The 26660-nt window shown below is 62.6% G+C and carries 26 protein-coding genes; 7 read left to right on the forward strand and 19 right to left on the reverse strand.

Features of this window, described 5'->3' with window-relative positions; all coding sequences use genetic code 11:
* Window positions 1-31: 31 nt before the first annotated feature.
* Both yhbY and AC1IN8_RS06105 read left to right on the forward strand, forming a co-directional pair.
* Entirely contained in the window at window positions 32-328 is a 297-nt protein-coding gene (yhbY, locus tag AC1IN8_RS06100; protein ID WP_025326057.1) for a ribosome assembly RNA-binding protein YhbY, read from the forward strand.
* A 105-nt stretch (window positions 329-433) separates the two neighbouring features.
* Complete coding sequence (locus AC1IN8_RS06105; RefSeq protein ID WP_479758369.1) at window positions 434-1027, forward strand: PilZ domain-containing protein; 594 nt, start codon at window positions 434-436, stop codon at window positions 1025-1027.
* Window positions 1028-1076: 49 nt separating this feature from the next.
* Here the strand turns inward: AC1IN8_RS06105 and greA are convergent, their stop codons facing one another.
* From greA to pomA, 3 genes are all read right to left on the reverse strand, one after another.
* Window positions 1077-1553: a transcription elongation factor GreA gene (gene greA, locus AC1IN8_RS06110; protein ID WP_139437343.1), complete on the reverse strand. Its 477-nt coding sequence runs from the start codon at window positions 1551-1553 to the stop codon at window positions 1077-1079.
* Between the two features lie 145 nt (window positions 1554-1698).
* Window positions 1699-2592 carry a flagellar motor protein MotB gene (locus tag AC1IN8_RS06115; RefSeq protein ID WP_139437341.1) on the reverse strand — a complete coding sequence of 298 codons (894 nt, stop codon included), beginning with the start codon at window positions 2590-2592 and terminating at the stop codon, window positions 1699-1701.
* A gap of 8 nt (window positions 2593-2600) precedes the next feature.
* The gene (pomA, locus tag AC1IN8_RS06120) at window positions 2601-3359 is read right to left on the reverse strand and encodes a flagellar motor protein PomA (protein WP_139437339.1); all 759 of its coding nucleotides are present in this window, start codon (window positions 3357-3359) and stop codon (window positions 2601-2603) included.
* A gap of 234 nt (window positions 3360-3593) precedes the next feature.
* On the opposite strand from pomA, the gene xseB reads away from it, so the two are divergent.
* From xseB to dxs, 3 genes are read left to right on the forward strand one after another with little or no spacing between them, the layout of a single operon-like run.
* Window positions 3594-3845: an exodeoxyribonuclease VII small subunit gene (gene xseB, locus AC1IN8_RS06125; RefSeq protein WP_025326041.1), complete on the forward strand. Its 252-nt coding sequence runs from the start codon at window positions 3594-3596 to the stop codon at window positions 3843-3845.
* Window positions 3846-4736, forward strand: a complete 891-nt coding sequence (gene ispA, locus AC1IN8_RS06130; protein WP_202046532.1) for a (2E,6E)-farnesyl diphosphate synthase — start codon at window positions 3846-3848, stop codon at window positions 4734-4736.
* Between the two features lie 21 nt (window positions 4737-4757).
* Window positions 4758-6623, forward strand: coding sequence for a 1-deoxy-D-xylulose-5-phosphate synthase (gene dxs, locus AC1IN8_RS06135; protein WP_479758370.1), 1866 nt, complete (start codon window positions 4758-4760; stop codon window positions 6621-6623).
* Window positions 6624-6752: 129 nt separating this feature from the next.
* Here dxs and AC1IN8_RS06140 read toward each other — a convergent pair whose 3' ends face one another.
* The 14 genes from AC1IN8_RS06140 to glyA all read right to left on the reverse strand — a co-directional run bounded on the left by AC1IN8_RS06140 (window position 6753) and on the right by glyA (window position 21199).
* Window positions 6753-7694, reverse strand: coding sequence for an ABC transporter permease (locus AC1IN8_RS06140; RefSeq protein ID WP_025326038.1), 942 nt, complete (start codon window positions 7692-7694; stop codon window positions 6753-6755).
* Window positions 7695-7697: 3 nt separating this feature from the next.
* Complete coding sequence (locus AC1IN8_RS06145) at window positions 7698-8672, reverse strand: ABC transporter permease (RefSeq protein ID WP_479758371.1); 975 nt, start codon at window positions 8670-8672, stop codon at window positions 7698-7700.
* A 95-nt stretch (window positions 8673-8767) separates the two neighbouring features.
* Complete coding sequence (locus AC1IN8_RS06150; protein WP_106887629.1) at window positions 8768-10324, reverse strand: ABC transporter substrate-binding protein; 1557 nt, start codon at window positions 10322-10324, stop codon at window positions 8768-8770.
* Window positions 10325-10382: 58 nt separating this feature from the next.
* Window positions 10383-12107: a dipeptide ABC transporter ATP-binding protein gene (locus tag AC1IN8_RS06155; RefSeq protein ID WP_106887630.1), complete on the reverse strand. Its 1725-nt coding sequence runs from the start codon at window positions 12105-12107 to the stop codon at window positions 10383-10385.
* 769 nt (window positions 12108-12876) lie between these two features.
* Window positions 12877-13365 (reverse strand): phosphatidylglycerophosphatase A family protein, encoded by a 489-nt coding sequence (locus AC1IN8_RS06160; RefSeq protein WP_106887631.1) that lies wholly within the window; start codon window positions 13363-13365, stop codon window positions 12877-12879.
* A complete protein-coding gene (gene thiL, locus AC1IN8_RS06165) occupies window positions 13362-14321 on the reverse strand; it encodes a thiamine-phosphate kinase (protein WP_106887632.1) in 960 nt (319 codons plus the stop codon). Before thiL ends, AC1IN8_RS06160 begins: the two co-directional genes overlap by 4 nt.
* Window positions 14322-14378: 57 nt before the next feature.
* On the reverse strand, window positions 14379-14792 hold the full coding sequence (gene nusB, locus AC1IN8_RS06170) for a transcription antitermination factor NusB (RefSeq protein ID WP_139437325.1): 414 nt from the start codon (window positions 14790-14792) through the stop codon (window positions 14379-14381).
* Window positions 14793-14806: 14 nt separating this feature from the next.
* The gene (gene ribH, locus AC1IN8_RS06175; protein WP_139437323.1) at window positions 14807-15277 is read right to left on the reverse strand and encodes a 6,7-dimethyl-8-ribityllumazine synthase; all 471 of its coding nucleotides are present in this window, start codon (window positions 15275-15277) and stop codon (window positions 14807-14809) included.
* Window positions 15278-15567: 290 nt separating this feature from the next.
* Window positions 15568-16677, reverse strand: a complete 1110-nt coding sequence (gene ribBA / locus AC1IN8_RS06180; RefSeq protein WP_139437321.1) for a bifunctional 3,4-dihydroxy-2-butanone-4-phosphate synthase/GTP cyclohydrolase II — start codon at window positions 16675-16677, stop codon at window positions 15568-15570.
* 142 nt (window positions 16678-16819) lie between these two features.
* A complete protein-coding gene (locus AC1IN8_RS06185) occupies window positions 16820-17473 on the reverse strand; it encodes a riboflavin synthase (protein ID WP_479758373.1) in 654 nt (217 codons plus the stop codon).
* 55 nt (window positions 17474-17528) lie between these two features.
* Window positions 17529-18638: a bifunctional diaminohydroxyphosphoribosylaminopyrimidine deaminase/5-amino-6-(5-phosphoribosylamino)uracil reductase RibD gene (ribD, locus tag AC1IN8_RS06190; protein WP_479758374.1), complete on the reverse strand. Its 1110-nt coding sequence runs from the start codon at window positions 18636-18638 to the stop codon at window positions 17529-17531.
* A gap of 175 nt (window positions 18639-18813) precedes the next feature.
* Window positions 18814-19263 (reverse strand): transcriptional regulator NrdR, encoded by a 450-nt coding sequence (nrdR, locus tag AC1IN8_RS06195; RefSeq protein WP_025326027.1) that lies wholly within the window; start codon window positions 19261-19263, stop codon window positions 18814-18816.
* A gap of 146 nt (window positions 19264-19409) precedes the next feature.
* Window positions 19410-19838: a hypothetical protein gene (locus AC1IN8_RS06200; RefSeq protein WP_479758375.1), complete on the reverse strand. Its 429-nt coding sequence runs from the start codon at window positions 19836-19838 to the stop codon at window positions 19410-19412.
* A gap of 107 nt (window positions 19839-19945) precedes the next feature.
* Window positions 19946-21199 carry a serine hydroxymethyltransferase gene (glyA, locus tag AC1IN8_RS06205; RefSeq protein WP_043153250.1) on the reverse strand — a complete coding sequence of 418 codons (1254 nt, stop codon included), beginning with the start codon at window positions 21197-21199 and terminating at the stop codon, window positions 19946-19948.
* 430 nt (window positions 21200-21629) lie between these two features.
* Between glyA and AC1IN8_RS06210 the strand changes: the two genes are divergently transcribed.
* Entirely contained in the window at window positions 21630-21956 is a 327-nt protein-coding gene (locus AC1IN8_RS06210; RefSeq protein ID WP_139437313.1) for a hypothetical protein, read from the forward strand.
* 3 nt (window positions 21957-21959) lie between these two features.
* Here AC1IN8_RS06210 and torS read toward each other — a convergent pair whose 3' ends face one another.
* Window positions 21960-24788 carry a TMAO reductase system sensor histidine kinase/response regulator TorS gene (gene torS / locus AC1IN8_RS06215; protein ID WP_479758377.1) on the reverse strand — a complete coding sequence of 943 codons (2829 nt, stop codon included), beginning with the start codon at window positions 24786-24788 and terminating at the stop codon, window positions 21960-21962.
* 70 nt (window positions 24789-24858) lie between these two features.
* On the opposite strand from torS, the gene torT reads away from it, so the two are divergent.
* Window positions 24859-25911: a TMAO reductase system periplasmic protein TorT gene (gene torT / locus AC1IN8_RS06220; RefSeq protein WP_479758378.1), complete on the forward strand. Its 1053-nt coding sequence runs from the start codon at window positions 24859-24861 to the stop codon at window positions 25909-25911.
* A 14-nt stretch (window positions 25912-25925) separates the two neighbouring features.
* Here the strand turns inward: torT and torR are convergent, their stop codons facing one another.
* A complete protein-coding gene (torR, locus tag AC1IN8_RS06225; RefSeq protein ID WP_479758379.1) occupies window positions 25926-26639 on the reverse strand; it encodes a two-component system response regulator TorR in 714 nt (237 codons plus the stop codon).
* Window positions 26640-26660: the final 21 nt, after the last annotated feature.

Consider the following 26660-nt stretch of genomic DNA (forward strand, 5'->3'; position numbering starts at 1 on the left):
CCTTTCAACCCTGACTTATGAAGAAATTGCCATGATTCTCAACAATAAACAGAAACAGTACCTCAAGGGCCTCGCCCACAGCCTGAAGCCGGTCGTCCTGCTGGGACAACACGGCCTGACCGAAGGGGTGCTGGCCGAGATCGATCTGGCGCTGAACCATCACGAGCTGATCAAGGTTAAGGTGTCGTCTGAAGATCGTGAGATGAAACAGCTGGTGATGGAAGCCATCGTCCGTGAGACAGGCGCCATCAAGGTACAGAGCATGGGCCATGTACTGACCATCTATCGTCAGGCCACAGAACCCAAGATCCAGTTGCCCCGCAAGTAACAGGAAAGAGCGTTCGCTCTTTCCTTCATTTCCCTTCTTCCCAAGTCGCTTGCCAAAATAGTCGTCAGGCCCTTAACCTGCGATGAATACTTGCGGACACCCACTATGGACAAGCATCAGATTCTCACCGACGAGGAGCTGGCCATGCTGCAGGACTTGGGAGATGCCGAGGACATGGCCGCCGGCCAGTTCCTGCGAGGCAACCTGAGTCTTCCCCTACAGAGCCTGTTGCAACGGGCCAACCCCCTGACGATCGAGGCCCGCATCGCCGGCCACCAACTGCGTTTTCCGCTGCATTGTACCCTGGCGGCGGAAGGCCACACCGAGCTGCGCATCGCCGCCCCCACCATCACTGAGCTGGGCTCCCCTCACCTGCGCGCCTGGCGACTCGATGAGAAAGCCGTCCTGCATACCAGCGATGCCGAGTATGAGGTGCACAGCCTCTCCCTCGGTGGTCTCATTGTGGCCGGTTTGCCACCGACGCTGGCCAAGGGCGACCGGCTGCACGGTACCCTCGGCATAGAGGGATTGCCCCCCCTGGCACTGAGCGGCACCCTGATAAGGCATGTCCAGTCCCACCAGAAGCACCATGACTGGGCCTTGAAATTCCAGCTGGACAAGGGAGACCAGGAGCAACTGCGGGACTGGCTCTTCCAGCGTCATCAGGACGCCTTCGTCCAGACCTATCAGGGGGACTAAATGCAACAGGGGAGCCGGGGCTCCCCTGTCTGTCTCTGTCAGAACTCAATCAGAGATAGGCGACTTCCAGGATCTCGTATTCCACGTCGCCACCCGGCGTCTTGACGATGGCCACGTCGTCCACTTCCTTGCCGATCAGGGCACGGGCAATGGGCGAGTTCACGGAGATCATGTTCTGCTTGATGTCCGCCTCGTCGTCACCCACGATGCGGTACACCACTTCCTCTTCCGTCTCGCTTTTCAGCAGGGTCACGGTCGCACCGAAGATGACGCGGCCATTGTTGGCAATCTTGGTGATATCGATCACCTGGGCATTGGAGAGCTTGCTCTCAATCTCCTGAATGCGGCCTTCACAGAAACCTTGCTGCTCGCGAGCGGCATGGTACTCGGCGTTTTCTTTCAGATCACCATGTTCACGGGCATCAGCAATCGCTTCGATAATCTGGGGACGCAGCTCGCTCTTCAGATAGTCGAGCTCTTGACGCAGCTTTTCAGCGCCGCGAACAGTCATCGGAGTATGATTCATAGTCGAAACCTGGGTTGCTTTATAAAGAGAAGCTGCGGCAATCAAAGAGAGCCGCAGCTATCGGTTCGGATGAGGCATCTTAATATGAAGCCGTCACAAAATCCATGTCAGCCCCTGCGAGCGGGATCGCGCTTCCTGGCGAAAGCTACTTGGGATCCGCCACCCCGATAGGGGCAGATACCGTCGGTTTGCCCTGCATGATGGCGATCTCCACCCGCCGGTTCATGCGCCGGTTCTCCGGGCTGTTGTTCGGCACCAGCGGCTGGGAATCCGCCATGCCCTGCACCACCAGGCGGTTGCCGTCAAAGCCGGGCACCTTGATCATCTGGTGGGCCACCGCCACCGCCCGCTGGGACGAAAGCTCCCAATTGGACTGGAACAGCTCGTCTTCGGTGGCGACGTCATCGGTATGACCGGAGACGGTGATCTCCCCCGGCACATCCTTGAGCAGGGTCGCGACTTTACGGATCACCGGCCAGAACTGGGGCTGCAGGAAGGCGGAACCCGCCGGGAACGCCGCCTTCTCGCGGATGCGAATGATGATCTGCTGACCCAGCGCCTCTATCTCGATGGCCCCGTCCTGGATCTGGGCCTGCATCTGCTCGGCCAGCGCCTTGGCCAGTTCGTTGGACTGCTGCTGCGCCTTCTGGGCCTGCTGGGCGGTGTCGCCGCCGCTCTGCTGCCCCTCGGTCTTGTCATGGCCTCCCGCCTGATCCGCATCCCCGGGCTGAAAATCCAGCTCGGTCTGGGTCATGTCTATGGTCTGCTGCATGATGGTGTCGATGGGCGTCGGTTCAGGCCGGCCGGGGCGAAACTCCTGGGCGATGACCGAGGTCCCCTTGGGAATATCCTTCACCTCCAGGATGTTCTGCACCCCGAACGCCTTCTCCATGGAGCCGGCGATCTGCTTGAACTTCTGCACATCCATCTCCGCAAAGGAGAGCAGCAGCACGAAGAAGCACATCAACAGGGACATGAGATCGGCGAAGGTACCCATGTAACCGGGCAGGCCGGGTGGCGGACACTTGCACTTTGCCATGGGGCCTCCTATTCAACCCCGTTGTTGCGTTTGGACTGATTCAGGTAGTTCTGCAGCATGGCCTGGATCACGCGAGGGTTCTGACCATCCTGAATGCCCATGATGGCGTCGAGGATCAGGGTGCGGCTCAGCTGCTCCTCGCCGCTGCGCAGCTCCAGCTTGTCGGCGATGGGGATGGCGATCATGTTGGCCTCGATCGCCCCGTACAGCGTGGTCAGCAAGGCCACCGCCATAGCCGGGCCGATGGACTTGGGATCACTCATGTTCGCCAGCATGGCCACCAGCCCCACTAGCGTACCTATCATCCCCATGGCGGGGCCGAGGTCACCCAGGGAGCGAAACACCTTGACGGCGATGACGTGGCGCTCCGAGGTCAGCTCTATGTCTTTTTCCATCACGGCGCGCACCACGTCGGCGTCATGGCCGTCCACCAGCATGTCGATGCCCTTCTTCATGAAGGGATTGGGGATCTCCGCCGCCTCCAGCGCCAGAAAGCCTCCCTTGCGGGCCGCGTCCGCCAGCTCCACTGCCTTGGCAATCAGATCGTCGAGCTTGTCGCCCTTGTACATGAAGGCCTTGCCCGCAACCTTGAACGCCATCAGGAACTGGCTGAGGTTGAACTTCATCATGCAGATGAAGAGGGAACCCAGTATGGTGATATAGACCGAGGGCATATCCACATACATGCTCATGGGGCCACCCAGCAGCATGCCGTACACCACCACCCCGAATCCCAGCACTATGCCTATCAGACTGCCTAAATCCACATCCCTACTCCTGTCACCGAACTTGCCATCTATTTATATTTTGTTGAATTTTCTGCTATTGCGCCCCTGGCAGCAAGCCCGGCACACCTCAATAACCCATCGGCAGTACATGGATGCCAGCCCCTTTCTATCGGCCGCGGTCAGGATAGTTTGAGGACGGCACACTTTTCTGCCTCCCCCCTGTGCCCGGTCGATGTTAAGATGAGCCGTTTTTTTCAATCCCCGAGGATGGACATGGCCAGTAAAAAAATCGACCGTCTGAGTTTTGATGCCACCCTGGAAGAGCTGGAAACCATAGTGCATCAACTCGAACAGGGGTCGCTCCCCCTCGAGGAGGCACTCAAACAATTCGAACAGGGCATCCATCTGGTGCGGGCCGGCCAGCAGAAGCTGGAGCAGGCCGAGCAGAAGATCCAGATCCTCCTGACCCAGGCCGACGGCAGCGAACAGGCGGTCCCCTTTCGATCAGAGCAAGGAGAGGAGTGAGTGACCCTGGACGATTTCTCCCGCCTGCACCGGCGCCGCATCGACGACTGCCTCTCGGCACAGCTTGAGGCTCTGCCCGCCATGGCGCCGCGCCTGCGGGACGCGATGAAATACGGCCTGCTGCTCGGCGGCAAACGGGTACGCCCCTTCCTGGTCTACGCCGTGGGCGAGATGCTGGGGGTGCCAAGCGAGCGGCTCGACGGCCCTGCCGCCGCGGTGGAGTGCATTCACGCCTACTCCCTGCTGCACGACGATCTGCCCGCCATGGACAACGACGATTTGCGCCGCGGCCAACCGACAGTCCACAAGGCATTCGATGAAGGCACCGCCATCCTGGCCGGTGATGCCCTGCAGACCCTGGCCTTCTCCATCCTGGCGGATCATCCCCTCCCCGACGAGCTGCTGGCCAACCGGGTACGGATGCTGAGTGCCCTGGCCCGCGCCTCCGGTTATCTCGGCATGTGCGGCGGTCAGGCGCTGGATCTTGAGGCCGAAGGCCGCCGGATCAGCCTCGCCGAGCTGGAGCAGGTGCACCGCCACAAGACGGGCGCGCTCATCGAGTGCGCCGTCACCCTGGGGGCCCTGTGCAAGGCCGACGTGGAACCCGCCACCCTGGCCGCGCTGCAAACCTATGCCGCCGCCATCGGGCTCGCCTTCCAGGTGCAGGATGACATCCTCGACATCACGGGCGACACCGCCACCCTGGGCAAGCCGCAAGGCTCGGATCTGGCGCAGGAGAAGAGCACCTATCCGGCCCTGCTCGGTCTCGATCCTGCCCGTGAGCTGGCTCGCGAACTGCATGACAAGGCCTTAACAGCCCTGCAATCCTTGCCCTACAATACCGACATTCTGGAAGCGTTTGCCGATTACATCATCGAGCGAACCCACTAAACGCTGGATAACAGTAACAATATGAGCGTTGATATTAGCGATTTCCCCAACCTGGCCCTCGCGGATACGCCGGTCGAGTTGCGATCCCTGCCCAAAGAGCGGCTGCCCATTCTGTGCGAAGAGCTGCGCGAGTATCTGCTGCGCTCGGTGAGCCGCTCCAGCGGCCACTTCGCCTCCGGCCTCGGCACAGTCGAGCTGACGGTGGCGCTGCACTACGTCTACAACACCCCCTTCGATCGATTGGTGTGGGACGTGGGCCATCAGGCCTATCCCCACAAGATCCTGACCGGTCGGCGCGAGCGCATTCACACCATTCGCCAGAAAGATGGCCTGCACCCCTTCCCCTGGCGGGAAGAGAGCGAGTATGACGTGCTCAGCGTGGGCCACTCCAGCACCTCCATAGGTGCCGCCCTCGGCATGGCGGTTGCCGCCGAGAGCGAGGGGCTGGGCCGCAAGGTGGTGGCCGTCATCGGTGACGGCGCCATCACGGCGGGCATGGCCTTCGAGGCCCTCAACCATGCAGGCGACGTCCACAAGGACATGCTGGTGGTGCTCAATGACAACGAGATGTCCATCTCCGAAAATGTCGGAGCGCTCAACAACCACCTGGCCAGGCTGATGTCCGGCAAGCTCTACACCACCATCCGCGAAGGCGGCAAGAAGGTGTTGGCTGGGCTGCCGCCGGTCAAGGAGCTGGCCAAGCGGGCCGAGGAACACCTCAAGGGCATGGTGGTGCCAGGCACCCTGTTCGAGGAGTTCGGCTTCAACTACATAGGCCCCATCGACGGCCACGACATCCACGCTCTGGTCGAGACCCTGCGCAACATGCGCAACCTCAAGGGTCCCCAGCTGCTGCACGTCAAGACCAAGAAGGGCAAGGGCTACGAGCCTGCCGAGAAAGACCCCATCGGCTATCACGCCGTCCCCAAGTTCAACCCGGACGAGTGCGCCCTGCCCAAGAGCGCCGGCGGCAAGCCGACCTTCTCCGCCATCTTCGGCCAGTGGCTGTGCGACATGGCGGCGAAAGACGAGAAACTGGTCGGCATCACCCCCGCCATGCGCGAGGGCTCCGGCCTGGTCAAGTTCAGCCAGCAGTACCCGGATCGCTACTTCGACGTGGCCATCGCCGAACAACATGCGGTCACCTTCGCCGCCGGCCTTGCCATCGCCGACAAGAAACCCGTGGTCGCCATCTATTCGAGCTTCCTGCAACGGGCCTATGACCAGCTGATCCACGACGTGGCGCTGCAGAACCTGCCGGTGCTGTTCGCCATCGACAGGGCCGGTCTCGTAGGCGCCGACGGCCCCACCCATCAGGGGGCGTTCGACATCAGCTTCCTGCGCACAGTGCCGAACATGGTGGTGATGACGCCCTCCGACGAGAACGAGTGCCGCCAGATGCTCTACACCGGCTATCAGTGCAACCAGCCCGCTGCGGTGCGCTACCCCCGTGGCAGCGGCTGCGGCAGCGAGATCATGAGCGAGATGCAGGCACTTGAACTCGGCAAGGGCCGGATTGTTCGCCAGGGCAAGGGCACCGCCATACTGGCGTTCGGCACCCTGCTGCATCAGGCCAAGGCCGCCGCCGAGGCGCTGGACGCCACCCTGGTGGACATGCGCTTCGTCAAGCCCATGGACGAGGCCCTGGTGCTATCCCTTGCCGCCTCCCACGATCAGTTTGTCACTCTCGAGGACAACGCCATCATGGGCGGGGCCGGCTCTGCGGTGAACGAGCTGCTGATGCATGCCAAGCAGTGCAAGCCTGTGCTCAATCTGGGGCTGCCGGATCGCTTCGTGGAGCAAGGCACCCAGGAGGAGATCTATGCCCAGCTGGGGCTGGATGCCGCAGGTATCCAGGCCAGCATCGAGGCCTGGCTGAAGGCCTGACGCAGAACGGCAGGCCCGACAAGGGCAAACACGAGCAATAAAGAAGGGCGCCATCAGGCGCCCTTCCTGTCATTCATGATGTCAAACCGGTTCACGGGCCGCCGCAGCGCACTCGTGAATCGCCCTCCATCAGCCCTTGTAGATCTTGGGGTTAAACACATCCCGCAGCCAGTCACCCAGCAGGTTGATGACCAGCACCAGCACCACCAGGCAGATGCCCGGGAAGGCGGTGATCCACCAGGAGCCGGAGAAGATGTAGTTGAAGCCCACGCTGATGAGCGACCCCAGGGACGGCTGATCCACCGGCATGCCCAGCCCCAGGAAGGAGAGTGCCGCCTCGCTCATGATGGCGTTCGCCACCTGCACCGTGGAGATGACCAGGATGGGCGACAGGCAGTTCGGCAGTATGTGGCGGAACATGATGCGCGGGGCACGGAACCCCATCACCTGGGCCGCTTCCACGTACTCCTTCTTCTTCTCCGCCAGCACGGAGGCGCGTACCGTCCGGGCGTACTGGGGCCACTCGGCGATGCCGATGATCACCACCAGCATCAGGATGGCGAACTTAGAGTAGAACTCGGAGCCAAAGGTCGCCTGGAAGATGGCGGAGATGATGATCGCCACCATCATGGTGGAGAACGACAGCTGCACGTCGGCAAAGCGCATCAGCAGGTTGTCGATACGACCACCGAAGTAACCGGCGATGAGGCCGATGACGATGCCGAGCACCAGCTGCAGACCGACGGCGAACAGGCCTATGGTCAGCGAGATGCGGGCGCCATAGAGGATGGTGCTCCAGATGTCACGACCCTGGTTGTCGGTGCCGAGCCAGAAGCGCGCTTCGCCCCCTTCCAGCCAGGAGGGAGGCAGCTCCGCATCCATCAGATCGAAGCTGGTCTGGTCATAGACGTTGTGCGGTGCCAGCCAGGGCGCCAGCAGCGCCGCCAGTACGAACACCACAAACACCGCAAAGCTGAACATGGCTACCTTGTCCCGCAGGAAGTAGTAGACGATGTCAGAGTTCTTGAATCGCGCCCAACGGCTTGGGCTTGCAGTTACAGCATTAGTCATCTGTTACCCCTTGGCGGTCAGGTTGACGGTCGGGTTGATGAACCCGTAGAGCAGGTCGACCAGGGTATTGGTCACCACGAAGATAAGGCCCACGAAGATGACGTAAGCGGTGATCAGCGGGGTATCGACCCTGTGGATCGCCTCGAGGAACAGGAAACCCGTCCCCGGCCACTGGAACACGCTCTCGGTCAGTATGGTGTAGGCCACCATGGTGCCGATCTGCACGCCGCCGACTGTGATGACAGGCAGCATGGTGTTTTTGAGGGCGTGGCTGTAGTAGACCTTGTTGTTATCCAGCCCCTTGGCACGGGCGAACTTCACGTACTCGGAGGAGAGCTGCTCCAGCATCTCGGAGCGTACCAGCCGGATGAACAGCGGCAGCATGATGGAGGAGAGCGACACCGCAGGCAGGATCAGGTGCAGTATGCCGTCCCAGGTAAAGAAGCCCGACTCCCAGCCCAGCAGGTTAAGGGTCTCGCCACGGCCATAGGCCGGCAGCCAGCCCAGCTGGATGGAGAAGAGGTACATCAGCATGATGGCGGTCAGGAAGACCGGGATCGAGATGCCGATGCTGCTCACCGCCATGATGAGCTTGGTCAGGAAACTGCGTGGTCTTATCGCCGAATAAACCCCCAGCGGAATGGAGACCACGACGATGATGAGCGCGGCAGCAAACACCAGCTCAAGGGTAGCCACCAGCTTGTCGAGGATCACCTCGAGGGCCGGTCGCTTGAAGAAATAGGAGGTGCCCAGATCCCCTTGCACCGCGTTCTGCAAGAAGCGGCTGTATTTCACCAAAAAGGGATCGTTGAGGCCCATCTTGTCGCGCAGCTCCTGGCGCACGGACTCGGAGACGGATTGTCCCACCAGCTCGCGCAGCGGATCCCCCAGGTTGTCCTGGATGGAGAAGGCGACCAGGCTGATGACGAACATCACTATCACGGCCTGATAGAACCGTTTCAGCAGGAATGTAAACATGCTTGTCCTTCTACGTGGCCTGTGTCTTGGCACAGGCTTCTGTTAATGACGGGGCACCCATGGGCGCCCCGCCAGGTCCTTCCTTAGCGCTTCACTTACTTGTTGACCACAAGGTCACCCAGGTAAGGGAAGTTCATCACGTTGACCACAGGCTTGATGTCGACGTTCTTCTTGGCACCGTAGGCCAGGTCTTCCCAGTGCAAGGGCACATAGGCAGCGTCGTCGATCAGCATGGCTTCCACCTTCTGCAGGATGGCGGCACGCTTGGCCGGGTCGGTTTCGGTGTTCGCTTCCATCACCATCTTGTCAGCCTCTGCGTTGGCATAACCGCCGCAGTTGTACTGACCCATGCCGGTCTTGGCATCCTTGGTGAAGGTCAGGAACTCGAAGAAGTTCGCACTGTCTTCGGTGTCGGAGTGCCAGCCGATCAACTGCATGTCGGAGGCGCACTTGTCAAACTCGGGCCAGTACTGGGCAACCGGCATGGTCTTCAGATCCACCTTGATGTTGATCTTGGACAGCATGGCGGAGACGGCCTGGGCGATCTTGACGTCGTTGACGTAGCGGGCAGCCGGGGAGATGAAGGTCATCTTGAAGCCCTTCTCGTAACCGGCTTCCTTCATCAGCTCCTTGGCCTTGGCCAGATCATACTGGGGCTTGAGCGCCTCGTTGTAACCGGCATAGCCTTTCGGGCTCAGCTGGCCAGCGGGGGTACCGAAGCCCTTGTTGATCTTGTCGACTATGCCCACCTGGTTGATGGCGTAGTTGATTGCCTGACGCACGCGCTTGTCTTTGAGCGCCGGGTTGGTGTTCTGGTTCAGCTCGATGATGATGGCGCGGGTACCGGACAGGGTCACCAGCTGGGAATCCTTGCCGTTCTTCACGCGCTCCAGATCGTTCGGGGCAACCGGGTAGATCATGTCCACGTCACCACCCAGCAGGGCGGCTACTCGGGTCGCGTCTTCCTTGATCGGCACCACTGTCAGGTTCTGGACGTTGCCCTTGGAGGCCTTGTCCCAGTAGTTGGCGTTGCGGGCATACTCCAGCTTCACGCCCTGCTCGCGGAACTTGACGCTGAACGGACCAGTACCGGAAACATGGGTGGAGGCATAGGAGTCGCCGTTCTTGACGATGGCGGCCTTGTCCTTGCCGGCTTCATCCTTGCCGCTGTAGAACTTGGAGTCCATCGGGAAGATGTAGGTGACGGTCTGCAGCACCAGCGGGAACGGCTTGGCGGTGACGAGATCCACGGTGAAGTCATCCACCTTCTTGGCTTCGGCGATGGGGTCGAAGATCGCCTTGAAGTCCGGGGAGGCCTTCAGACGGTTGACTGTCCATACCACGTCATCGGCGGTGAAGTCGTTGCCGGAGTGGAACTTGACACCCTTGCGCAGGTGGAAGCGGACGGTCTTGTCGTCGATGCGCTCATACTTCTCGGCCAGACGCGGCTCGAATTGCAGATCCTGGGTGTAACGCATCAGGGGATCGAACACCAGGTGAGACATCTCCAGGGTCTGACCGGAGAGCTGCTCCTGCGGGTCCAGCGAGGTGGCGTCAGAGGCGACGGCAACCTTGATGTCGGCGGCAGAAACGTTGAACGCGAGACCAGCGGCGAACAGCGCCATGGCGATCTTGGATAATCCTTTCTTCATGTCTTTCTCCATGCTTTTGGCTTTTTATTGACAGACAAACCGGCGAACCGGTGCTTTCCTAGCTTGCGATTTCCAGCCCCTCGCGGGACATTCCCTTAAATTCCGGCATGAGGGAGATCAGCTTGCGGCTGTACTCATGCTCGGCATTGGTAAACAGTTTTTCGGTCTCCGCGACCTCCACCAGGTGGCCGTGCTGCATCACGCCGATGCGATCGCACATCTGGCGGATGACCGGCAGATCGTGGCTGATGAACAGCATGGTGAGCCCAAGCTCCTGCTGCAAATCCTTGAGCAGGTTGAGGATCTGGGCCTGTACCGAGACATCCAGCGCCGAGGTGGGCTCGTCGCAGATGAGGAAGCGCGGTCGGGTCGCCAGGGCGCGGGCGATGGAGATGCGCTGGCGCTGACCACCGGAGAACTCGTGGGGATACTTGACCCCTGCCCCGCGGCCGAGGCCGACGTGATCCAGCAGATCGCTCACTATGCCCTGGATCTGGCTCTCGCTGCTCGCCAGTTTGTGGAAGCGGATCGGCTCGGCGATGATGTCACGCACCTTCATGCGCGGGTTCATCGAGGAGTAAGGGTTCTGGAACACCATCTGCATCTGGCGGCGCAGCGGGCGGCGCTCATGCTCCCCTTTCAGGGCGGTGAGGTCGATCCCCTCGAAGAAGATCTTGCCGGTATCGGGCGGATAGAGGCCTGTGATGGCACGGGCTATGGTGGATTTGCCGGAGCCCGACTCCCCCACCAGACCGAAGGTCTCCCCTTCGAAGATCTCGAAGCTGATGTTGTTGCAGGCACGCACGTACTGGCGACGGCTCGGGAAGATGGAATCCTTGGTGACGAACTTCAGATCCACGTTCTCCACCCGCAGCAGGGCACCTTCATAGCTGCGCTCGTCCTGACTCTGGCCGAGCCAGTGGGTCTTGAGATCTATGCTGAGATCCGGCGCACCGGCATCCTCTATGTAGGAGACCAGGGGGAAGCGCACCAGCTTCACATCCGAGCGGGGCACCGCCGAAATGAGGCTGCGGGTATAGGGGTGACTGGGGCGACCCAGCACCTGTTCTGTGGTGCCGAACTCCACCAGATCCCCGCGATACATGACAGCCACCTTGTCGGTGACGTTGGAGACCACGCCCATGTCGTGGGTCACCAGCATGCAGCCCACCTGACGCTCCTTGCAGAGGTTGCGGATGAGCTGGAGGATCTGATCCTGAATCGAAACGTCAAGCGCCGTGGTCGGCTCATCGGCGATGATGAGCTCGGGATCCCCCGACAGCGCTATGGCGATGACCACCCGCTGGCGCATGCCACCGGAGAACTGGTGCGGGTACTGCTTGATGCGGATTTCCGGCTGCGGTATCCCGACCGCCCCCATCAACTCGAGGGCCTTGGCAAAGGCGGCCTCGCGATTGAGATCGGTGTTGGCCAGTATGGTCTCCACCAACTGCTGTTCAACGGTGAACAGCGGATTGAGGGAGGTCATGGGATCCTGGAAGATGAAGCCGATACGGGAGCCACGGATGGCCCGCATCTCGTTCTGGCTCTTGCCGGAGATGAGCTCGCCGTTGAGGTAGATATCGCCACGGGCGATGCGACCGGGCGGGCTCAACAGATCGATGACGGCATTGCCTATGGTGGACTTGCCGGCACCTGATTCACCGACTACGCCGACGATCTCGCCTTTTTCCACGGAAAAAGAGAGATCCTTGACCGCGGCCAGCACCCCATAGCGGGAGGGGTACTCGATCCGCAAGTTTTTCACTTCGAGCAAGGACATGGTTACCTCTGCGGGGGACATCCGTCCCAAATAATTCGTCCGTAAATCAGCCGCAGATGCTGGTTGTGCCTTGGTACTTATGTTGAGAGCTTGTCTTGTGTAATAAACGCTCAATCCATGAGGCAGCCAAACCAGCGATCCGGGCGGGTTTTTTGCATTTTTTTGGAATAACCCGCGAGTAAGTTAGTCGGTTTGCCCGCGGGTGTAAATGATCCAGTTATACAATTTCGCAATACTTTGCGCAGATAACGCACTCGCCATTGGCGCAAAATGTCGATAAAAATCACATTAACAGAGATTGTGATGGCAATGCGAGAGATTAGCTTATTTAAATTTCAACAAAGATGTAACAAGCAATCGAATTCACTATTCAATACAGACTACGCAGCTTCGAATGAGTAGTGAATATTTATGTGAAATGATTTTTTAACGGCAGCATATCTGGATGAAGGAAAACTAAGCAGAGATAAATAGGGTCAACTCAGAATGATCTGCCAGAGCCCGGCGCGCCGTCACCGGACAAGCCGGGGGGATTGCATACAAAAAGGCGCAGTCCCACCAAGGAACTGCGCCTGAAGCTTAATTGTATGGAAAGAGCGGGCAGGCAGAGGATGACACTGCGCGGCATCGAGGGCCAAGCCCGCCATGACGGCCGCAACCGCCACCCCGCCTTACCAGCAGGCCAGCAGGCCAGCAGGCCAGCAACTGCATACAGAACAGGGCGAACAGACCGGCGATGAGATAGCCCGCCGCGACCGCCGATCCCGCCTTACCAGCGAGCCAGCAACTGCATGCAGAGCAGGGCGAACAGACCGGCGATGAGATCATCCAGCATGATGCCGAGCCCGCCGTGAATACGGCGATCGAACCAGGAGATGGGCCAGGGCTTGAGCACGTCGAACAGCCGGAACAGCACGAAGCCGGCCAGCACCCACTCCCAGCCAGCCGGAGCGGCAATCATGGTGACGCCGAAGCCTATCACCTCGTCCCAGACGATGGCACCGTGATCCGGCATGCCGATGGCATCGGTGGCCGCCTGACAGATGCGAATACCCGCCACGAAGCCCACCGCCAGCAGGGAGATGAACCAGGGGGTCGGCAGGCCGCTCACCAGCAGGTAGAGCGGAATGGCCACCAGGGTCCCCATGGTGCCCGGCGCCCTGGGGGAGAGACCGGCACCAAAGCCCAGCGCCAGGCAGTGGAGCGGGTTCTTCAGGCTCAGGCTGTTCAGCTCGGGCCTTATCTTGAAAAAGCTCATGCGAAGTGATCCCAGCCCTTGAGATGAAGCTCGACCGGCTGATCATCCTGCACATAGTCGATGCCGGGGTCGCCGGCCTGGATGCGGCCGATGCGGGTGAACCTGACGCCGCAGTTGGCCAGCGCCGTGTCCAGGGCACCGTGATGCTCTTGTGGCACAGTGAAGCAGAGCTCGTAGTCATCGCCACCGGCCAGCGCCAGCTGCCAGGCATCCCGTGCGGGCACGGCGTCCTGCAACACGGGCGAGAGGGGCAGCAGGTCCAGATCTATCTGGGCCCGCACACCGGACGCCTTGAGGATATGGCCGAGATCGGAAGCCAGGCCGTCGGAGAGATCCAGCGCGCTGCTCGCCAGCCCGCGCAAGGCCTGACCGGCCAGGATGCGGGGATGGGGATGATCGAGCCTGGGCAGCACGGCCGCCAGCTGGTTCTCGTTGAGGGTGCGCTTGCCCAGCAGATGGGAGAGGGCCAGGGCCGCATCCCCCAGGGTGCCGGTGACATAGATGCCGTCCCCCACCCTGGCGCCGCTGCGCATCAGGGCACGACCGGTCGGCACGGATCCCTTCACCGAGACGGTGATGGAGAGTGGCCCGCGGGTCATGTCCCCCCCCACCAGGGCCACATTGTAATATTCGGCGAGCTCGAGGAACCCTTCCGCAAAGCCCGCGACCCAGGCCTCGTTGACGGCAGGCAGGGTCAGCGCCAGGGAGACCCAGCGCGGCTCGGCCCCCATGGCGGCGAGATCGGAGAGGTTGACCGCCAGCGCCTTGTAGCCCAGATCCACCGGATCCATGTCCGGGAAGAAGTGCACGCCGCTCACCAGGGTATCGGTGCTCACCGCCAGCATGGTATCGGCGGGCAGGGTCAGCAGGGCGCAGTCATCCCCTGGGCCCATCACCACGTCCTTGCGGGCGTGGGGGACCTTGAAGTACTTCTCAATCAGCTCAAATTCACCCATACAGTAAAAAGCCAGCGGTTAGGCTGGCTCCTCTCTTAATGCTGATGGACGTCAGGATCAACGCTTGGTCAGCGTCTTGATCACCTTGTCCAGTACACCGTTGACAAACTTGTGGCTGTCATCGGCGGCGAAGGCTTTGGCCAGCTCGATCGCTTCGTTGATCACCACGCGCGGCGGCACATCATCACGACGGGTCAGCTCGTAGGTCGCCAGACGCAGGATCGCCTTGTCCACCATGTCCACTTCTTCCAGCGGACGGGAGAGGAAAGGCGAGAACACCTTGTCCAGCTCGTTGCAGTGGACCGCTACCCCGAACAGCAGATCGCGGAAATAGCTCAGGTCTACACCCTTGGTGTCCTGATCGATCTTGAACTGCTCTTCGATGTCGCCCACGTTGGCCTGGGTCATCTGCCACTGGTAGATGGCCTGGGTGGCGCAATGGCGGGCCTTACGGCGCTCGGACGGTTTCAATGTACTTCTCCTCGTTACACGTCCAGCTGTTTCAGGACGTTGATCATTTCGAGCGCACTCAGTGCAGCCTCTGCACCCTTGTTACCCGCCTTGGTACCGGCGCGCTCGATGGCTTGTTCAATGTTTTCAGTGGTCAGTACGCCGAAGGCGACGGGAATCTCATACTCCATCATCACCTGGGCCAGCCCCTTGCCGTTCTCGCTCGCCACCAGTTCGAAGTGATAGGTGCCGCCACGGATGACGGTACCGAGCGCAACTATGGCGTCGTATTGACCGCTCTTGGCCAGCTTCTTGGCTGCCAGGGGAATTTCGACGGCACCCGGCACGCGCACCAGGGTGAGATTGCTGTCTTGGACCTGGCCTTGACGCTTCAGTACGTCGACCGCACCGTTCACCAGACTGTCATTGATGAAGCTGTTGAAACGGGCAACGACAATAGCAACACGCGCCTCGGGAGCGGCGATATTCCCTTCGATAATCTTCATTGGAAATCCTGTCTCTGTGCAATCAATAGGGGCCGGGGCCAAAAGTGCACGCATTCTAGCACAACAGAGCCGCGACAAAAAACCATGGCCGCAACGAGCGGCCAGGATAGTCATTCAACCCGTCAGGGGCTTGCTCGCCGACGCACTCCACCACCTCGAGGCCGAAGCCCCTGGCGAGCATGGTATGTCGTCAAGCGAGCACCAGGGCGCTTACTCGCCGACGTACTCCACCACCTCGAGGCCGAAGCCACTGGCGAGCATGGTATGTCGTCAAGCGAGCACCAGGGCGCTTACTCGCCGACGTACTCCACCACCTCGAGGCCGAAGCCGCCGAGAGCATGGTATTTCTTCGGCGAGCTCAAGAGGCGCATCTTGCCGACCCCCAATGCCTTGAGGATCTGGGAGCCCACACCGACCCGGCGCGAGGTGCCCTGCCACTTGGCCCCTTCCGGTGCCAGTCCCTTGTCGGCGGCTTCAAAGCCCTTGACCCGGGCAAGCAGCTCGGCGCCCTGGGCTTCCGCCCCCAGGATCACCAGCACACCGCCCTCGTCGGCGATGCGGGCCATGGATTTGGGCAGCGGCCAGCTGCGGGCGCTGTGGCGATCCGTCAGCAGCAGATCGCTCAGCACGTCGTGCAGATGGACCCGTACCAGGGTCGGCTGGTCGGCTTTCACCTCGCCTTTCTTGAGGGCGAAGTGCACCTGGTTGTCTATGGTGTCGCGGAAGGTGACGAGATCAAACTCCCCGAACTCGGTGGGCAGCTTGCACTCGGCTACCTTCTCCACCGTGGTCTCGTGCTGGTTGCGGTACTCGATGAGATCCGCGATGGTGCCCAGCTTGATGCCGTGCTGCTCGGCGAAGATTTCGAGATCGGGACGACGCGCCATGGTGCCATCCTCGTTGAGGATCTCGACGATGACAGAGGCCGCCTCGTAACCGGCCAGACGGGCCAGATCGCAGCCCGCCTCGGTGTGGCCGGCACGGGTCAGCACGCCGCCATCCTGCGCCATCAGCGGGAAGATGTGGCCGGGCTGCACCAGATCGGCGGCCTTGGCGTTCGGTGCGACGGCGGCCTGGACGGTCACGGCGCGATCGGCGGCGGAGATGCCCGTGGTCACCCCTTCGGCCGCTTCTATGGTCACGGTGAAGGCGGTGGAGAACTGGGCATTGTTCCTGTCCACCATCAGCGGCAGCGCCAGCTGCTTGCAGCGATCCCGGGTCAGGGTCAGGCAGATGAGGCCACGGCCGTAACGGGCCATGAAGTTGATATCCTCCGGACGGACACAGGAAGCGGCCATGATGAGGTCCCCTTCGTTCTCCCTGTCTTCGTCATCCATCAGGATCACCATCTTGCCCGCCTTGATATCGGCAATGATTTCCTGGGTTGTGCTCAGCGCCATGGGCTACTCCATCAACATGCTTGGGGAATTGAGCCTGCCGGCTCGGCTTGATACTGCATCATTGTGTGCTAGATGGGGGCACGGGGCCCCATTTCAATCGGAGCGGGATCACAGAACCGTGTTTTGCCCGCTCCCCTGCCTGTCAGATAAACCCGGATCGGGCCAAGGTCTCCAGGGTCAGGCTGGATCCGCCCTGCTCCTGCGCCCTGCCCTGCATCAGCCGCTCCAGATAGCGGGCGATCTGATCCACCTCCAGGTTCACCCTGTGGCCCGGTTTCCAGCGGGCTATGGTGGTCTCCTGGGCGGTGTGGGGCACTATGGTCAGGCGAAAGAGATCCCCCTGCACGGCGTTGACCGTCAGGCTGATGCCATCCACCGCAATGGACCCCTTCTCGGCGATGTAGCGAGAAAGTTCCTTTGGCGCCTCGATCCAGTACTCGATGGCGCGGCCGCTGCTGGACTTGCTCTTCACCTCGCCGATGCCATCCACGTGGCCCGAGACCAGGTGGCCGCCGAGGCGGGAGCTCGGCATCAGCGCCTTCTCGAGGTTCACCGGATCCCCTACCTTGGCCTCGGCAAAGCCGGTGCGAGAGAGCGTCTCAAGCGACACGTCGGCGGTATAACTCTTGTCGCCCAGCGCCACCACGGTGAGGCAGACGCCGTTGGTGGCGATGGAGTCGCCCAGCTTAACGTCGCTAAAATCCAGACCTGGTGCGTGGACGGTGAGGGCCATGTCATCGCCCTGACGGCGCAGCTCGGCCAGGGTTCCCACCGCTTCGATAATTCCGGTAAACATGCAGATCACCTTGCTGATGACGGGGGCTGATCATGCCCCCTTGAACATTGATAAATCAGGCTATTTTGGCGGTAATGCGAATATCCGGCCCCACCATGCGCACATCCTTGATGGCGAGCTTGGGGGCCTGGAACAGCCGGGTCAGACCGGGCAGATGGAACAGGCCACGCCCCTCGTCACCCATCAGTTTGGGCGCCTGATAGAGCACCAGCTCATCCACCAACCCCTTATCCAGTAGAGCGCCACACAGCCGTGGCCCCGCCTCGACCAGCACCGAGTTGACGTTTTGCTTGGCCAGCAACATGAACAGGCTGACCAGATCCAGCTTGCCATCCAGCAGCGGCACTTCCAGCTGTTGCACCCACGCAGGCCACTCCCCGTCGACCTTGTGACGGGCCAGCAGCACAGGGCTCTCGCTCTGGAACAGGGGCAGGTCCGGGGTCAGCCGGTTCTGGGAATCGACGATGACCCGCAGCGGCTGGCGCAGGGCCTCCCTGGGATAGCTGGCCTTGACCGAGGCCGGCAGCTCGTCCCAGCGCACATTGAGGGAGGCGCCGTCGGCCAGCACCGTCTCGGCGCTGGAGAGCACCGCATCGTGGCGGGCACGCAGCCGCTGCACGTCCCGGCGCGCCTCCGGGGAGGTGATCCACTGGCTCTCGCCGCTCGCCATGGCGGTGCGACCGTCGAGGCTGGCGCCGAGCTTGACCGTCACCTGCGGGAAGGCGGTGCGCATCCGCTTGAAGAAACCGGGGTTCAGGGCCTCGGCCTCGGCGCTGAGCAGGCCGAAGTCGGTCTTGATGCCCGCCTCGGAGAGCATGCGCAGGCCGCGTCCCCCCACCTGGGGATTGGGATCCACCATGGCGGCGACCACCCGGGTCACCCCGGCCTTGATCAGCGCCTCGGCACAGGGAGGGGTGCGACCGTGATGGGAGCAGGGCTCCAGGGTCACATAGGCGGTGGCGCCGCGAGCCTCTTCCCCGGCGGCATGCAGGGCATAGACCTCGGCATGGGGTTCACCGGCACGCTGGTGCCAGCCCTCCCCCACCACCACGCCGGCCTTCACCAGCACGGCGCCCACACAGGGATTGGGGGCCGTGGTGTAACGGCCGCGACGGGCCAGCTCGAGGGCCCGGCTCATCCATTGGTAATCATCTTGACTAAACATCTGGGCTCCCGTTCAACGCGAGAAAATAGGGGTGCTAACGCAATCCGTGGGTGGCTGGCTTATTTCTCCAGCTTGGCGATCTCTTCACCGCTTCTTGTTACAAACAAGGCGGATGTCCTCGAGTCCTGAGGTAGAGAGGGGTGAAGCGGATATTGCTTTGCTCACCCGACCCTCTTCACTTCTCCAGCTTGGCGATCTCTTCGCCGAACTCGCGGATGTCCTCGAAGCTGCGATAGACGGAGGCGAAGCGGATATAGGCCACCTTGTCCAGGCTCTTGAGTTCATCCATCACCAGGTTGCCCACCAGCTGGGACGCGACTTCGCGCTCGCCGGTGGCACGCAGCCGGGATTTGATGTGATTGACCCCCTTTTCGATGGCCTCCATGCTCACCGGCCGCTTCTCCAGGGCCCGCAGTATGCCGGCCCGCAGCTTGTCTTCATTGAAGGGCTCGCGGGAGCCATTGGACTTGATGACACGGGGCATCACCAGCTCGGCCATCTCGAAGGTGGTGAAGCGCTCATGGCAGAGCAGGCATTCACGACGGCGGCGCACCTGATGGCCTTCTGCCACCAGACGGGAATCGATCACCTTGGTATCAACCGCACTACAGAAAGGGCAATGCATCGGACCTCCGGCGTTAACGGAAAAGGCACCTGCCCCGCGGGGTCAGGATCTTGGCCGGCCAGTGTAGCACGGCCATCCAAAGCCGGTAAAAGCCCAGAAAAAACAATGCCACCTGTGGGTGGCATTGGGGCAGAAATGGCGCCGATTCAGTCGTCGTAGGGCAACAGATCCGGATCGCAATCCACATAGTCGGGGGCCGGATCTAGCTCGAATTGCACCGCATCGATATGGGTATGGCCCTGCATCAGCGCCTTGCCCACCCTGTGCATGCCATCCATCACCCGCCCCGCACTGTCCAGAATGATGGGATAGGCGAGATCGGCGGCCTGCATCAGCTGGCAGTGTTCTACTATGCTGCGCACCGTGGGTTTCACGCTGCCATGCCCGTACCAGTGCTCGCTATCGAGCTCCGCGAGCTGCGAGAGTGGCACAGCGCGCACCGGCAACCCGCGGCTCAGCCGCACCAGACGGCGTACATCCCAGGCCAGCAGGCCCTCGGGGCTGGGGCGAAAATGATACTGGGCGCGGAGGGCAGAGATGAGTTCCTCATCACTGAGCGCGGTCTGATTTGGCATGGTGCCTCCTCTGTCGGTCGATGAGTACAGCCCTATGGCAAGGCCGGAGCAGAAACAACAATGCCACCCTGGGGTGGCATTGTTTTTATACCAGAGTCTCTGGCGTATCAGGCATAAACCGGGAAACGGCGGCAGATATCCAGCACCTTCTCGCGAACGGTGGCCAGCACGGCGTCGTTGTCGTGGTTGTCCAGCACGTCGCAGATCCAGTTGGCCAACTGGATGGACTCGGCTTCCTTGAAACCGCGGCGGGTGATGGCCGGGGTACCGATCCGCACGCCGGATGTGACGAACGGAGAGCGCGGGTCGTTCGGCACGGAGTTCTTGTTGACGGTGATGTTGGCCTTGCCCAGTGCGGCGTCGGCGTCCTTACCGGTCAGCTCGCGGCCGATGAGGTCAACCAGCATCAGGTGGTTGTCGGTACCGCCGGAGACGATCTTGTAACCGCGCTCGATAAAGGTAGCTGCCATGGCCTTGGCGTTCTTGACGACCTGGGCCTGATAGGTCTTGAACTCGGGCTCCAGCGCTTCCTTGAAGGCCACGGCCTTGCCGGCGATGACGTGCATCAGCGGGCCGCCCTGACCACCCGGGAAGACGGCGGAGTTCAGCTTCTTGTACAGATCTTCGTCGTCGGCGGCGGAGAGGATCAGACCACCGCGCGGACCGGCCAGGGTCTTGTGGGTGGTGGAGGTGACCACGTGGGCGTGGGGCACCGGGTTCGGGTAGACGCCAGCGGCAATCAGACCGGCCACGTGGGCCATGTCGACGAACAGGTAAGCACCGATCTTGTCGGCGATTTCGCGCATGCGGGCCCAGTCGACGATGCCGGAGTAGGCGGAGAAGCCACCTATCATCATCTTCGGCTTGTGCTCGACCGCCAGGCGCTCCATCTCGTCATAGTCGATCTTGCCGGACTCATCGATGCCGTAGGGGATGATGTTGTACAGCTTGCCGGAGAAGTTCACCGGGGAGCCGTGGGTCAGGTGACCACCGTGGGCCAGGTTCATGCCCAGCACGGTGTCGCCCGGCTGCAGCAGGGCCATGTAGACGGCGCTGTTGGCCTGGGAGCCGGAGTGCGGCTGCACGTTGGCATAGGTGGCACCAAACAGTTCCTTGGCGCGCTCGATGGCCAGGGTTTCGACCACGTCGACGTACTCGCAACCGCCGTAGTAACGCTTGGCCGGATAGCCTTCGGCGTACTTGTTGGTCAACTGGGAGCCCTGGGCTTCCATGACGCGGGGGCTGGTGTAGTTCTCAGACGCGATCAGCTCGATATGTTCTTCCTGACGACGGGTTTCGTCTGTGATGGCCTGCCACAGCTCTGGATCATAGCCGGCGATGGTCATGTCACGTTTCAACATCCGTTTATCTCCTGAAAATCGTTTGCGCGATAGGTGAAGTGGGCCCGCGCATTGTAACGTGAGCTGGATCAAAGAGACAGTCCAACCACCCAAAAACTTGTTTATAAAATGTAAAATACGTCGCAATTTTCGAAGCCGGACGCCCCTCTTTCCCCTTGCCTCTCGCGGGGCCGGCGCCCCTTCCGTCGGCTCGGCCCCTCCTGGGGCGCCCGGCAATCCTGTCTGACCCGCCCCCTGAATCCTCCCCTATGGAGGGCAAAAACCAGAGCCAGATCATGGATATAGCATTTACTAACAGATAACATCTTTAGACGGCACAGGGGCTGCGAAGCCTGGCGAGCGGCCATCGGCTGGCAACGGCAGGGCCCTTTGGCGCACAGGGTCGCACCAGAGCCCTGCATTTGCCTCTCTCACCACAAGGGGGAATTCCATGGATCATCTGATGCTGTTCGTGATTGTCGCCGTCTTTGCCATCTTCTATTGGGTCTATTACACCGGCAGTCGCAAGGGCGCCTGCACCACCCGCTGGGAGACGCTGCCCACCCGGGCGCAGTACCTGGCGGCCCACCCCGAGGCCGTCGATGGCGATATCATCTTCTGCATCCATTGCGGCCACCATCAGCAGCTCGAGGTGGGGGTGGTGCACCAGGCCGACTACCGGCGCCAGCACATCTGCCCCCGCTGCAAGCAGGCGCTCTACAGAGACGAGGAGCAGGAAGGAAGCGGCGGATCAGTCGTCGGCAGCAGACCAGGCTGAGGCTCATGCCGGGGCCGACAGCTGCCTCTCCTGCCACGCCTTGAGCGTCGCCACCGCCGCATCAAACTCCCCGGCCAGCCCCGCCGGATCGGCGTCTCCCGCCTCCAGGGCGGCGCACTGCGCGGCAAAATCATCCAGCCCGAGCGCCAGGGCACTGCCCTTGAGCTTGTGGGCCATCCCCTTGCGCTCTTCCCCCTCGCACCGCACCAGTGCGGCCACCAGGGCCGCCCCCTGGGATTCAAACAATCCGATGAGCTGACGGATGCGCTGACTGCCGAGCAAGGCCAGGTCGGCGTCCAGCACGGGGTTGGCGGCCTGGGGGGCCGGCAGGCTGACGGTGCCCTCCCTCGCGTCCGGCAGGGCCTGCGCTGTCTCTATCTGGAACTGACGGTCGATGGCGCTGGCCAACGCCGCCAGACGCACCGGTTTGCCGACAAAGTCCGCAAAGCCCGCCTCCAGACAGAGACGGATATCCTCGGGGTACATCTGGGCCGAGATGGCGATGGCAGGCAGGGGGCGCTCGTGCACCTCCTCGCTGATGGCGGCCAGATCTTCGCGCAGGGTCAGGCCATCCATGTCAGGCAGATTGATATCGAGCAGCGCCAGATCGAAACTCCGCTCAGTCACCCGCGCCAGCGCCGAACGCCCGTCTTCCGCCAGGGTGACGCAATGGCCCAGGCGAGTCAGCATGCCCTGCGCCACCAGCCGGTTGATCTCGTTGTCTTCCACCAGCAGGATCTCGCGAGGCTGGCCGAGGTGCAGCGGCTGGGCCGCGGCCGGCAGCTGGGCGGCCGAGCGTTGCAGGGGCAAGCTGAAGCTGAAGCGGCAACCCTCCCCGGGCCGGCTGGCGAGGCACAGCTCCCCCCCCATGGCGGCCACCAGCCTGCGGCTGATGGCAAGCCCCAGCCCTGTGCCCCCCTGGTGCCCCATGTCCCGCTTGCGCTGGCGGAACGCCTCGAACACCGCCTCCTGCTCCTGTTCAGGAATGCCGGGGCCGGTATCGCTCACCACGAACAGGATGCAGGGCTCGGCGCAGGGGCCGCCGCATGGGAGGGGGCTCACCTCGAGGCAGATCCGGCCCCTGGCGGTGAACTTGACCGCGTTGCCCAGGAGGTTCGCGAGTACCTGGCGCAGCTTGCCCAGATCCCCTTCCACCACGGGAGGCAGGGCGGGGGCGTACTCCAGCACCAGGGCCACCCCTCTGGCCTCTGCCCTGGGCCGGAACAGGGCGCTCAGCTCATCGACCAGCTGATGCAGCGGGAAGGGTTCCCGGCGCGCCTCCACGTGGCCCGCCTCGATCTTGGAGTAGTCGAGGATGTCGTTGAGGATCTCCAGCAGGGATTCGCCGCTGTGCTCTATGGCGGCGAGATAGCGCCGCTGGGTCTCGCTGAGATGGGTATCTTCCAGCAGGGTCAGGCCCCCCAGAATGCCGTTCATGGGGGTGCGGATCTCGTGGCTCATGGTGGCGAGGAAGACCGACTTGGCCCGATTGGCCTGTTCCGCCTCGGCACGGGCCAGGCGCTGCTTCTCCACCTCTTCGTTGAGGCGCAGATTGGCATGGCTGAGCTGCTCCGTCCGCTCCACCACTCGCGACTCCAGCTCCCGCTGATAGCGGCCCAGCTCGACCGCATTGTCACGAAACACCTGCAGGGCCCGTCCCAGCTCCGCCAGCTCGTCACGGCCGGCACTGGCGATCGGGTCAAGGGGGGCCAGATCCCCCCGCGCCAGCCGGCTCATCCCCGCCACCGCGTGTTGCAGCGGCCAGACGATGCGGCCGTAGACCATGCGCCACATCAGCAGCATCAGCAGCACCAGGGTGAGCAGACCTATCCCCATCAGTGCCTGCTCCAGCAGCCTGAGACGCTGGCTCAGTGCCTGCTGACTCTGCCCCAGGGAATCGCGGGCACGGTTGACCAGATCACCCACCTGCTGGTTGAGGCTGCTCATCAAGGCCTCATTGGCGCTGGCCAGCACCCGCAGGGCCTCCCCCTTGCCGAGCCAGTCGCTGCGCAGTTGCACCAGCTGGTCGCTCTGCGCCAGCACGGCGAGGGCCTGCTCCACCCCCTGGCGGCGGGCCGGATCCGTCACCGCCCCGGCCCGAAGCTGCAATATCGCCAGCTCCCGCTGTCCATCCCGCAACAGTGCCTGCAAGCGCTCCTGCCGCTCGCCGCGCCAGATCTCCTCGATGCGCTGCTGCTGCATCAGGGTTCTGTGACGCAGCTCGGTCATCTGCTCCAGCCAGTCGAGATCCTGCTCCAGCAAGCGGTCTATCGCTGCGGCGGCGGCGCGCCCCTGCAAGGGGTAGAGGGAGCCGAGCCCCGCCACCATCACGGTCTCGGCATTCTCCATCTGGCTGCGGGCAAGCTCCGCCACCTCGCCGGCCGCGGCCACCAGGCGGGCGCGCAGGTCGTTGCCTTGCGCCATCAGGGTCAGGCGCTCCCCCACCAGCCAGCCCTGCTGCCCCAGGTTGCCGATGATGCTCTGGCTCAGGGGATGGAGCTGCTCCTGCACCTGCCTGTCCCCCTCACCGCCGAGCTGCGCCAGCAGGCGCTGCATCTGCTGCCCCTGCAGGGTGAGCAAGCGTCCCTGATGCTCACGCTCCGCCTCGCTGGTCGCCGTGGCCAGCAGATGGGAGGCGCTCTGGATCTCGCCGCTCAGGCGCGCCAGGGTACGGGCCCGCTCCTGATCGGCCAGGGTCTGCTGCACCCCCTGCTCCAGCTGGCGCAGGTGGGTGAGCCCAATCCACCCGAGCAGGGAGGCGCTCAGGGTCAGCAGCGCCATCAGGGAGAAGGCCAGCAGCAGCCTGCCCCCCAGGCCGGAAAAGATTCTCACGCTCGGCACCTTGGTTGTGGTCGGCTTTGACCGGATAATGTGGGCCCACACTTTAACAAAACCCCGGCTCATGCGAAGCGTCTATCTCTCCCTGTTGCTCATGCTGCTCCCTGGCCCCCTCCTCGCCTTCGAGGTGGATCACTGGCCAGGTGGCGCCTTCAGCGGCCAGCCCGTGCGCCTCCTGTGGCCAGGGCCAGCGCCTCTTCCATCTCCCCTGACCCTGTGCGCCCTCTATCCCCATCTGCGGGATGCCTACTGGCTGTCGGTCAATCAGGGCATGGTGGAAGAGGCGACACGGCTTGGGGTCAGCTTGCGGATCCACGAGGCGGGGGGCTACGGTGCCCTGGCCGAGCAGCGCCAGCAGTTGCAGCAGTGCGTGAGGGAGGGGAGCGACGCCATTCTGCTTGGCGCCGTGAGCTATGAGGGGCTGAGGGAGGCAATCACCGCCAGCCCGCTACCGGTATTCGGCCTGGTCAACGATCTGCCCGCCGGCCTGGTGCGTGCCAAGGTGGGGGTCTCCTGGTATCAGATGGGCTGGCAGATGGGGCACTGGCTGGCACTGCGTCACCCGGCGGGCAGCAAACCCGTCTCGGTTGCCCTGTTCCCGGGCCCCAAGAGCAGCGGTGGCAACAACGTGGTCGAGCCCGGTTTTGCCGATGCCATCCGGGGGAGCGCCATCAGGCTGGTGACCACGGCCCGCGGCGACAACAGCCGCGAGATCCAGCGCACCCTGGTGCAGCAGACCCTGGCCCGCCACCCGGACCTCGACTATCTGGTGGGGGGCGCGATTGCCGCCGAAGTGGCGGTCAACGAGCTGGCCCAACGCCGGCTCGACCACCCCAGAGTGCTCGGTACCTACTTCAGTCACGGGGTGCAGCGCGGCCTGCTGCGGGGCAAGATGCTGGCGGCCAACAGCGATCAGATGCGGCTGCAGGGCCGCCTCGCCGTGGCCCAGGCCGTCTGCCTGCTACAGCATCCCGAGGCGGACGAGCAGCAGTGCCCCCGGGTGATGGGCCCCCCTATTCTGACTCTGGATGGGCCCCTGGCCGACACCGGCGACTCCCTCTCCGATGGGGCTTTTCGCCCCGTCTACCGGGTCGGTGCCGCCCCAGCCGGCCAATAGCCAAGCCTGCTGACTCAGGGAGCCAGCTCACCGGCAAACAGATAGCCCTCCCCGTGCACGGTGACAAACAGCTGGGGATCCCGGGGATCCAGCTCCATCTTGCCCCGTAGCCGCCGGATCAACACGTCTATGGTGCGATCGCTCGGGCCATCGCCACGATGGCTGATGAGGGTCAGGATCCGCTCCCGACTGAGCACCCGCCCGGGGTGGGCGACGAAGGCCACCAGCACCTCGTATTCGGCCTTGGTCAGGCGCACCGGCACCCCGTCCTTGCTGAGCTGGCGGCGGGGAATGTCGAAGCGCCAGGGGCCGAAGCGCACCGCATCGTCAGCGACCGCAGGCTCGCTCGGCGCGGCGGCCGCCAGCGAGATCCGCCACAGCAGATTCTTGACCCGCACCAGCAACTCCCGCAGCTCGAACGGCTTGGTGACATAGTCGTCGGCCCCCATCTCGAGGCCGACAATCCGGTCCACCGCATCACTGCGGCCGGTGACCAGAATGATCCCCACCGTGCTGCGCGCCCGCAGCTCACGGGTCAACAGCAGACCATCTTCTCCCGGCAGGTTGATATCCAACATCACCAGATCGACCGTCTGCTCCGCCAGCACGGCGCGCATCTCCTGGCCGTTTTCGACCGCCGTCACCCGATAGCCCTCCCGCTCGAAATAGCCGGTCAGCTTCTCGCGGGTCACCGCATCATCTTCAACAACCAGAATGTGGTAGCTCATGGGCAGGGTTCACGATGGTCG

The organism is Aeromonas sp. 130281, assembly GCF_056642115.1.

Excerpts from the sequence above, each read along its gene's own strand:
- yhbY (WP_025326057.1), top strand. The coding sequence starts at position 32 with ATGATTCTCAACAATAAACAGAAACAGTACCTCAAGGGCCTCGCCCAC.
- AC1IN8_RS06105 (WP_479758369.1), top strand. The coding sequence starts at position 434 with ATGGACAAGCATCAGATTCTCACCGACGAGGAGCTGGCCATGCTGCAG.
- greA (WP_139437343.1), bottom strand. The coding sequence starts at position 1,553 with ATGAATCATACTCCGATGACTGTTCGCGGCGCTGAAAAGCTGCGTCAA.
- AC1IN8_RS06115 (WP_139437341.1), bottom strand. The coding sequence starts at position 2,592 with ATGGCAAAGTGCAAGTGTCCGCCACCCGGCCTGCCCGGTTACATGGGT.
- xseB (WP_025326041.1), top strand. The coding sequence starts at position 3,594 with ATGGCCAGTAAAAAAATCGACCGTCTGAGTTTTGATGCCACCCTGGAA.
- dxs (WP_479758370.1), top strand. The coding sequence starts at position 4,758 with ATGAGCGTTGATATTAGCGATTTCCCCAACCTGGCCCTCGCGGATACG.
- AC1IN8_RS06140 (WP_025326038.1), bottom strand. The coding sequence starts at position 7,694 with ATGACTAATGCTGTAACTGCAAGCCCAAGCCGTTGGGCGCGATTCAAG.
- AC1IN8_RS06145 (WP_479758371.1), bottom strand. The coding sequence starts at position 8,672 with ATGTTTACATTCCTGCTGAAACGGTTCTATCAGGCCGTGATAGTGATG.
- AC1IN8_RS06150 (WP_106887629.1), bottom strand. The coding sequence starts at position 10,324 with ATGAAGAAAGGATTATCCAAGATCGCCATGGCGCTGTTCGCCGCTGGT.
- AC1IN8_RS06155 (WP_106887630.1), bottom strand. The coding sequence starts at position 12,107 with ATGTCCTTGCTCGAAGTGAAAAACTTGCGGATCGAGTACCCCTCCCGC.
- AC1IN8_RS06160 (WP_106887631.1), bottom strand. The coding sequence starts at position 13,365 with ATGAGCTTTTTCAAGATAAGGCCCGAGCTGAACAGCCTGAGCCTGAAG.
- thiL (WP_106887632.1), bottom strand. The coding sequence starts at position 14,321 with ATGGGTGAATTTGAGCTGATTGAGAAGTACTTCAAGGTCCCCCACGCC.
- ribH (WP_139437323.1), bottom strand. The coding sequence starts at position 15,277 with ATGAAGATTATCGAAGGGAATATCGCCGCTCCCGAGGCGCGTGTTGCT.
- ribBA (WP_139437321.1), bottom strand. The coding sequence starts at position 16,677 with ATGGCGCTGAGCACAACCCAGGAAATCATTGCCGATATCAAGGCGGGC.
- AC1IN8_RS06185 (WP_479758373.1), bottom strand. The coding sequence starts at position 17,473 with ATGTTTACCGGAATTATCGAAGCGGTGGGAACCCTGGCCGAGCTGCGC.
- ribD (WP_479758374.1), bottom strand. The coding sequence starts at position 18,638 with ATGTTTAGTCAAGATGATTACCAATGGATGAGCCGGGCCCTCGAGCTG.
- nrdR (WP_025326027.1), bottom strand. The coding sequence starts at position 19,263 with ATGCATTGCCCTTTCTGTAGTGCGGTTGATACCAAGGTGATCGATTCC.
- AC1IN8_RS06200 (WP_479758375.1), bottom strand. The coding sequence starts at position 19,838 with ATGCCAAATCAGACCGCGCTCAGTGATGAGGAACTCATCTCTGCCCTC.
- glyA (WP_043153250.1), bottom strand. The coding sequence starts at position 21,199 with ATGTTGAAACGTGACATGACCATCGCCGGCTATGATCCAGAGCTGTGG.
- AC1IN8_RS06210 (WP_139437313.1), top strand. The coding sequence starts at position 21,630 with ATGGATCATCTGATGCTGTTCGTGATTGTCGCCGTCTTTGCCATCTTC.
- torT (WP_479758378.1), top strand. The coding sequence starts at position 24,859 with ATGCGAAGCGTCTATCTCTCCCTGTTGCTCATGCTGCTCCCTGGCCCC.
- torR (WP_479758379.1), bottom strand. The coding sequence starts at position 26,639 with ATGAGCTACCACATTCTGGTTGTTGAAGATGATGCGGTGACCCGCGAG.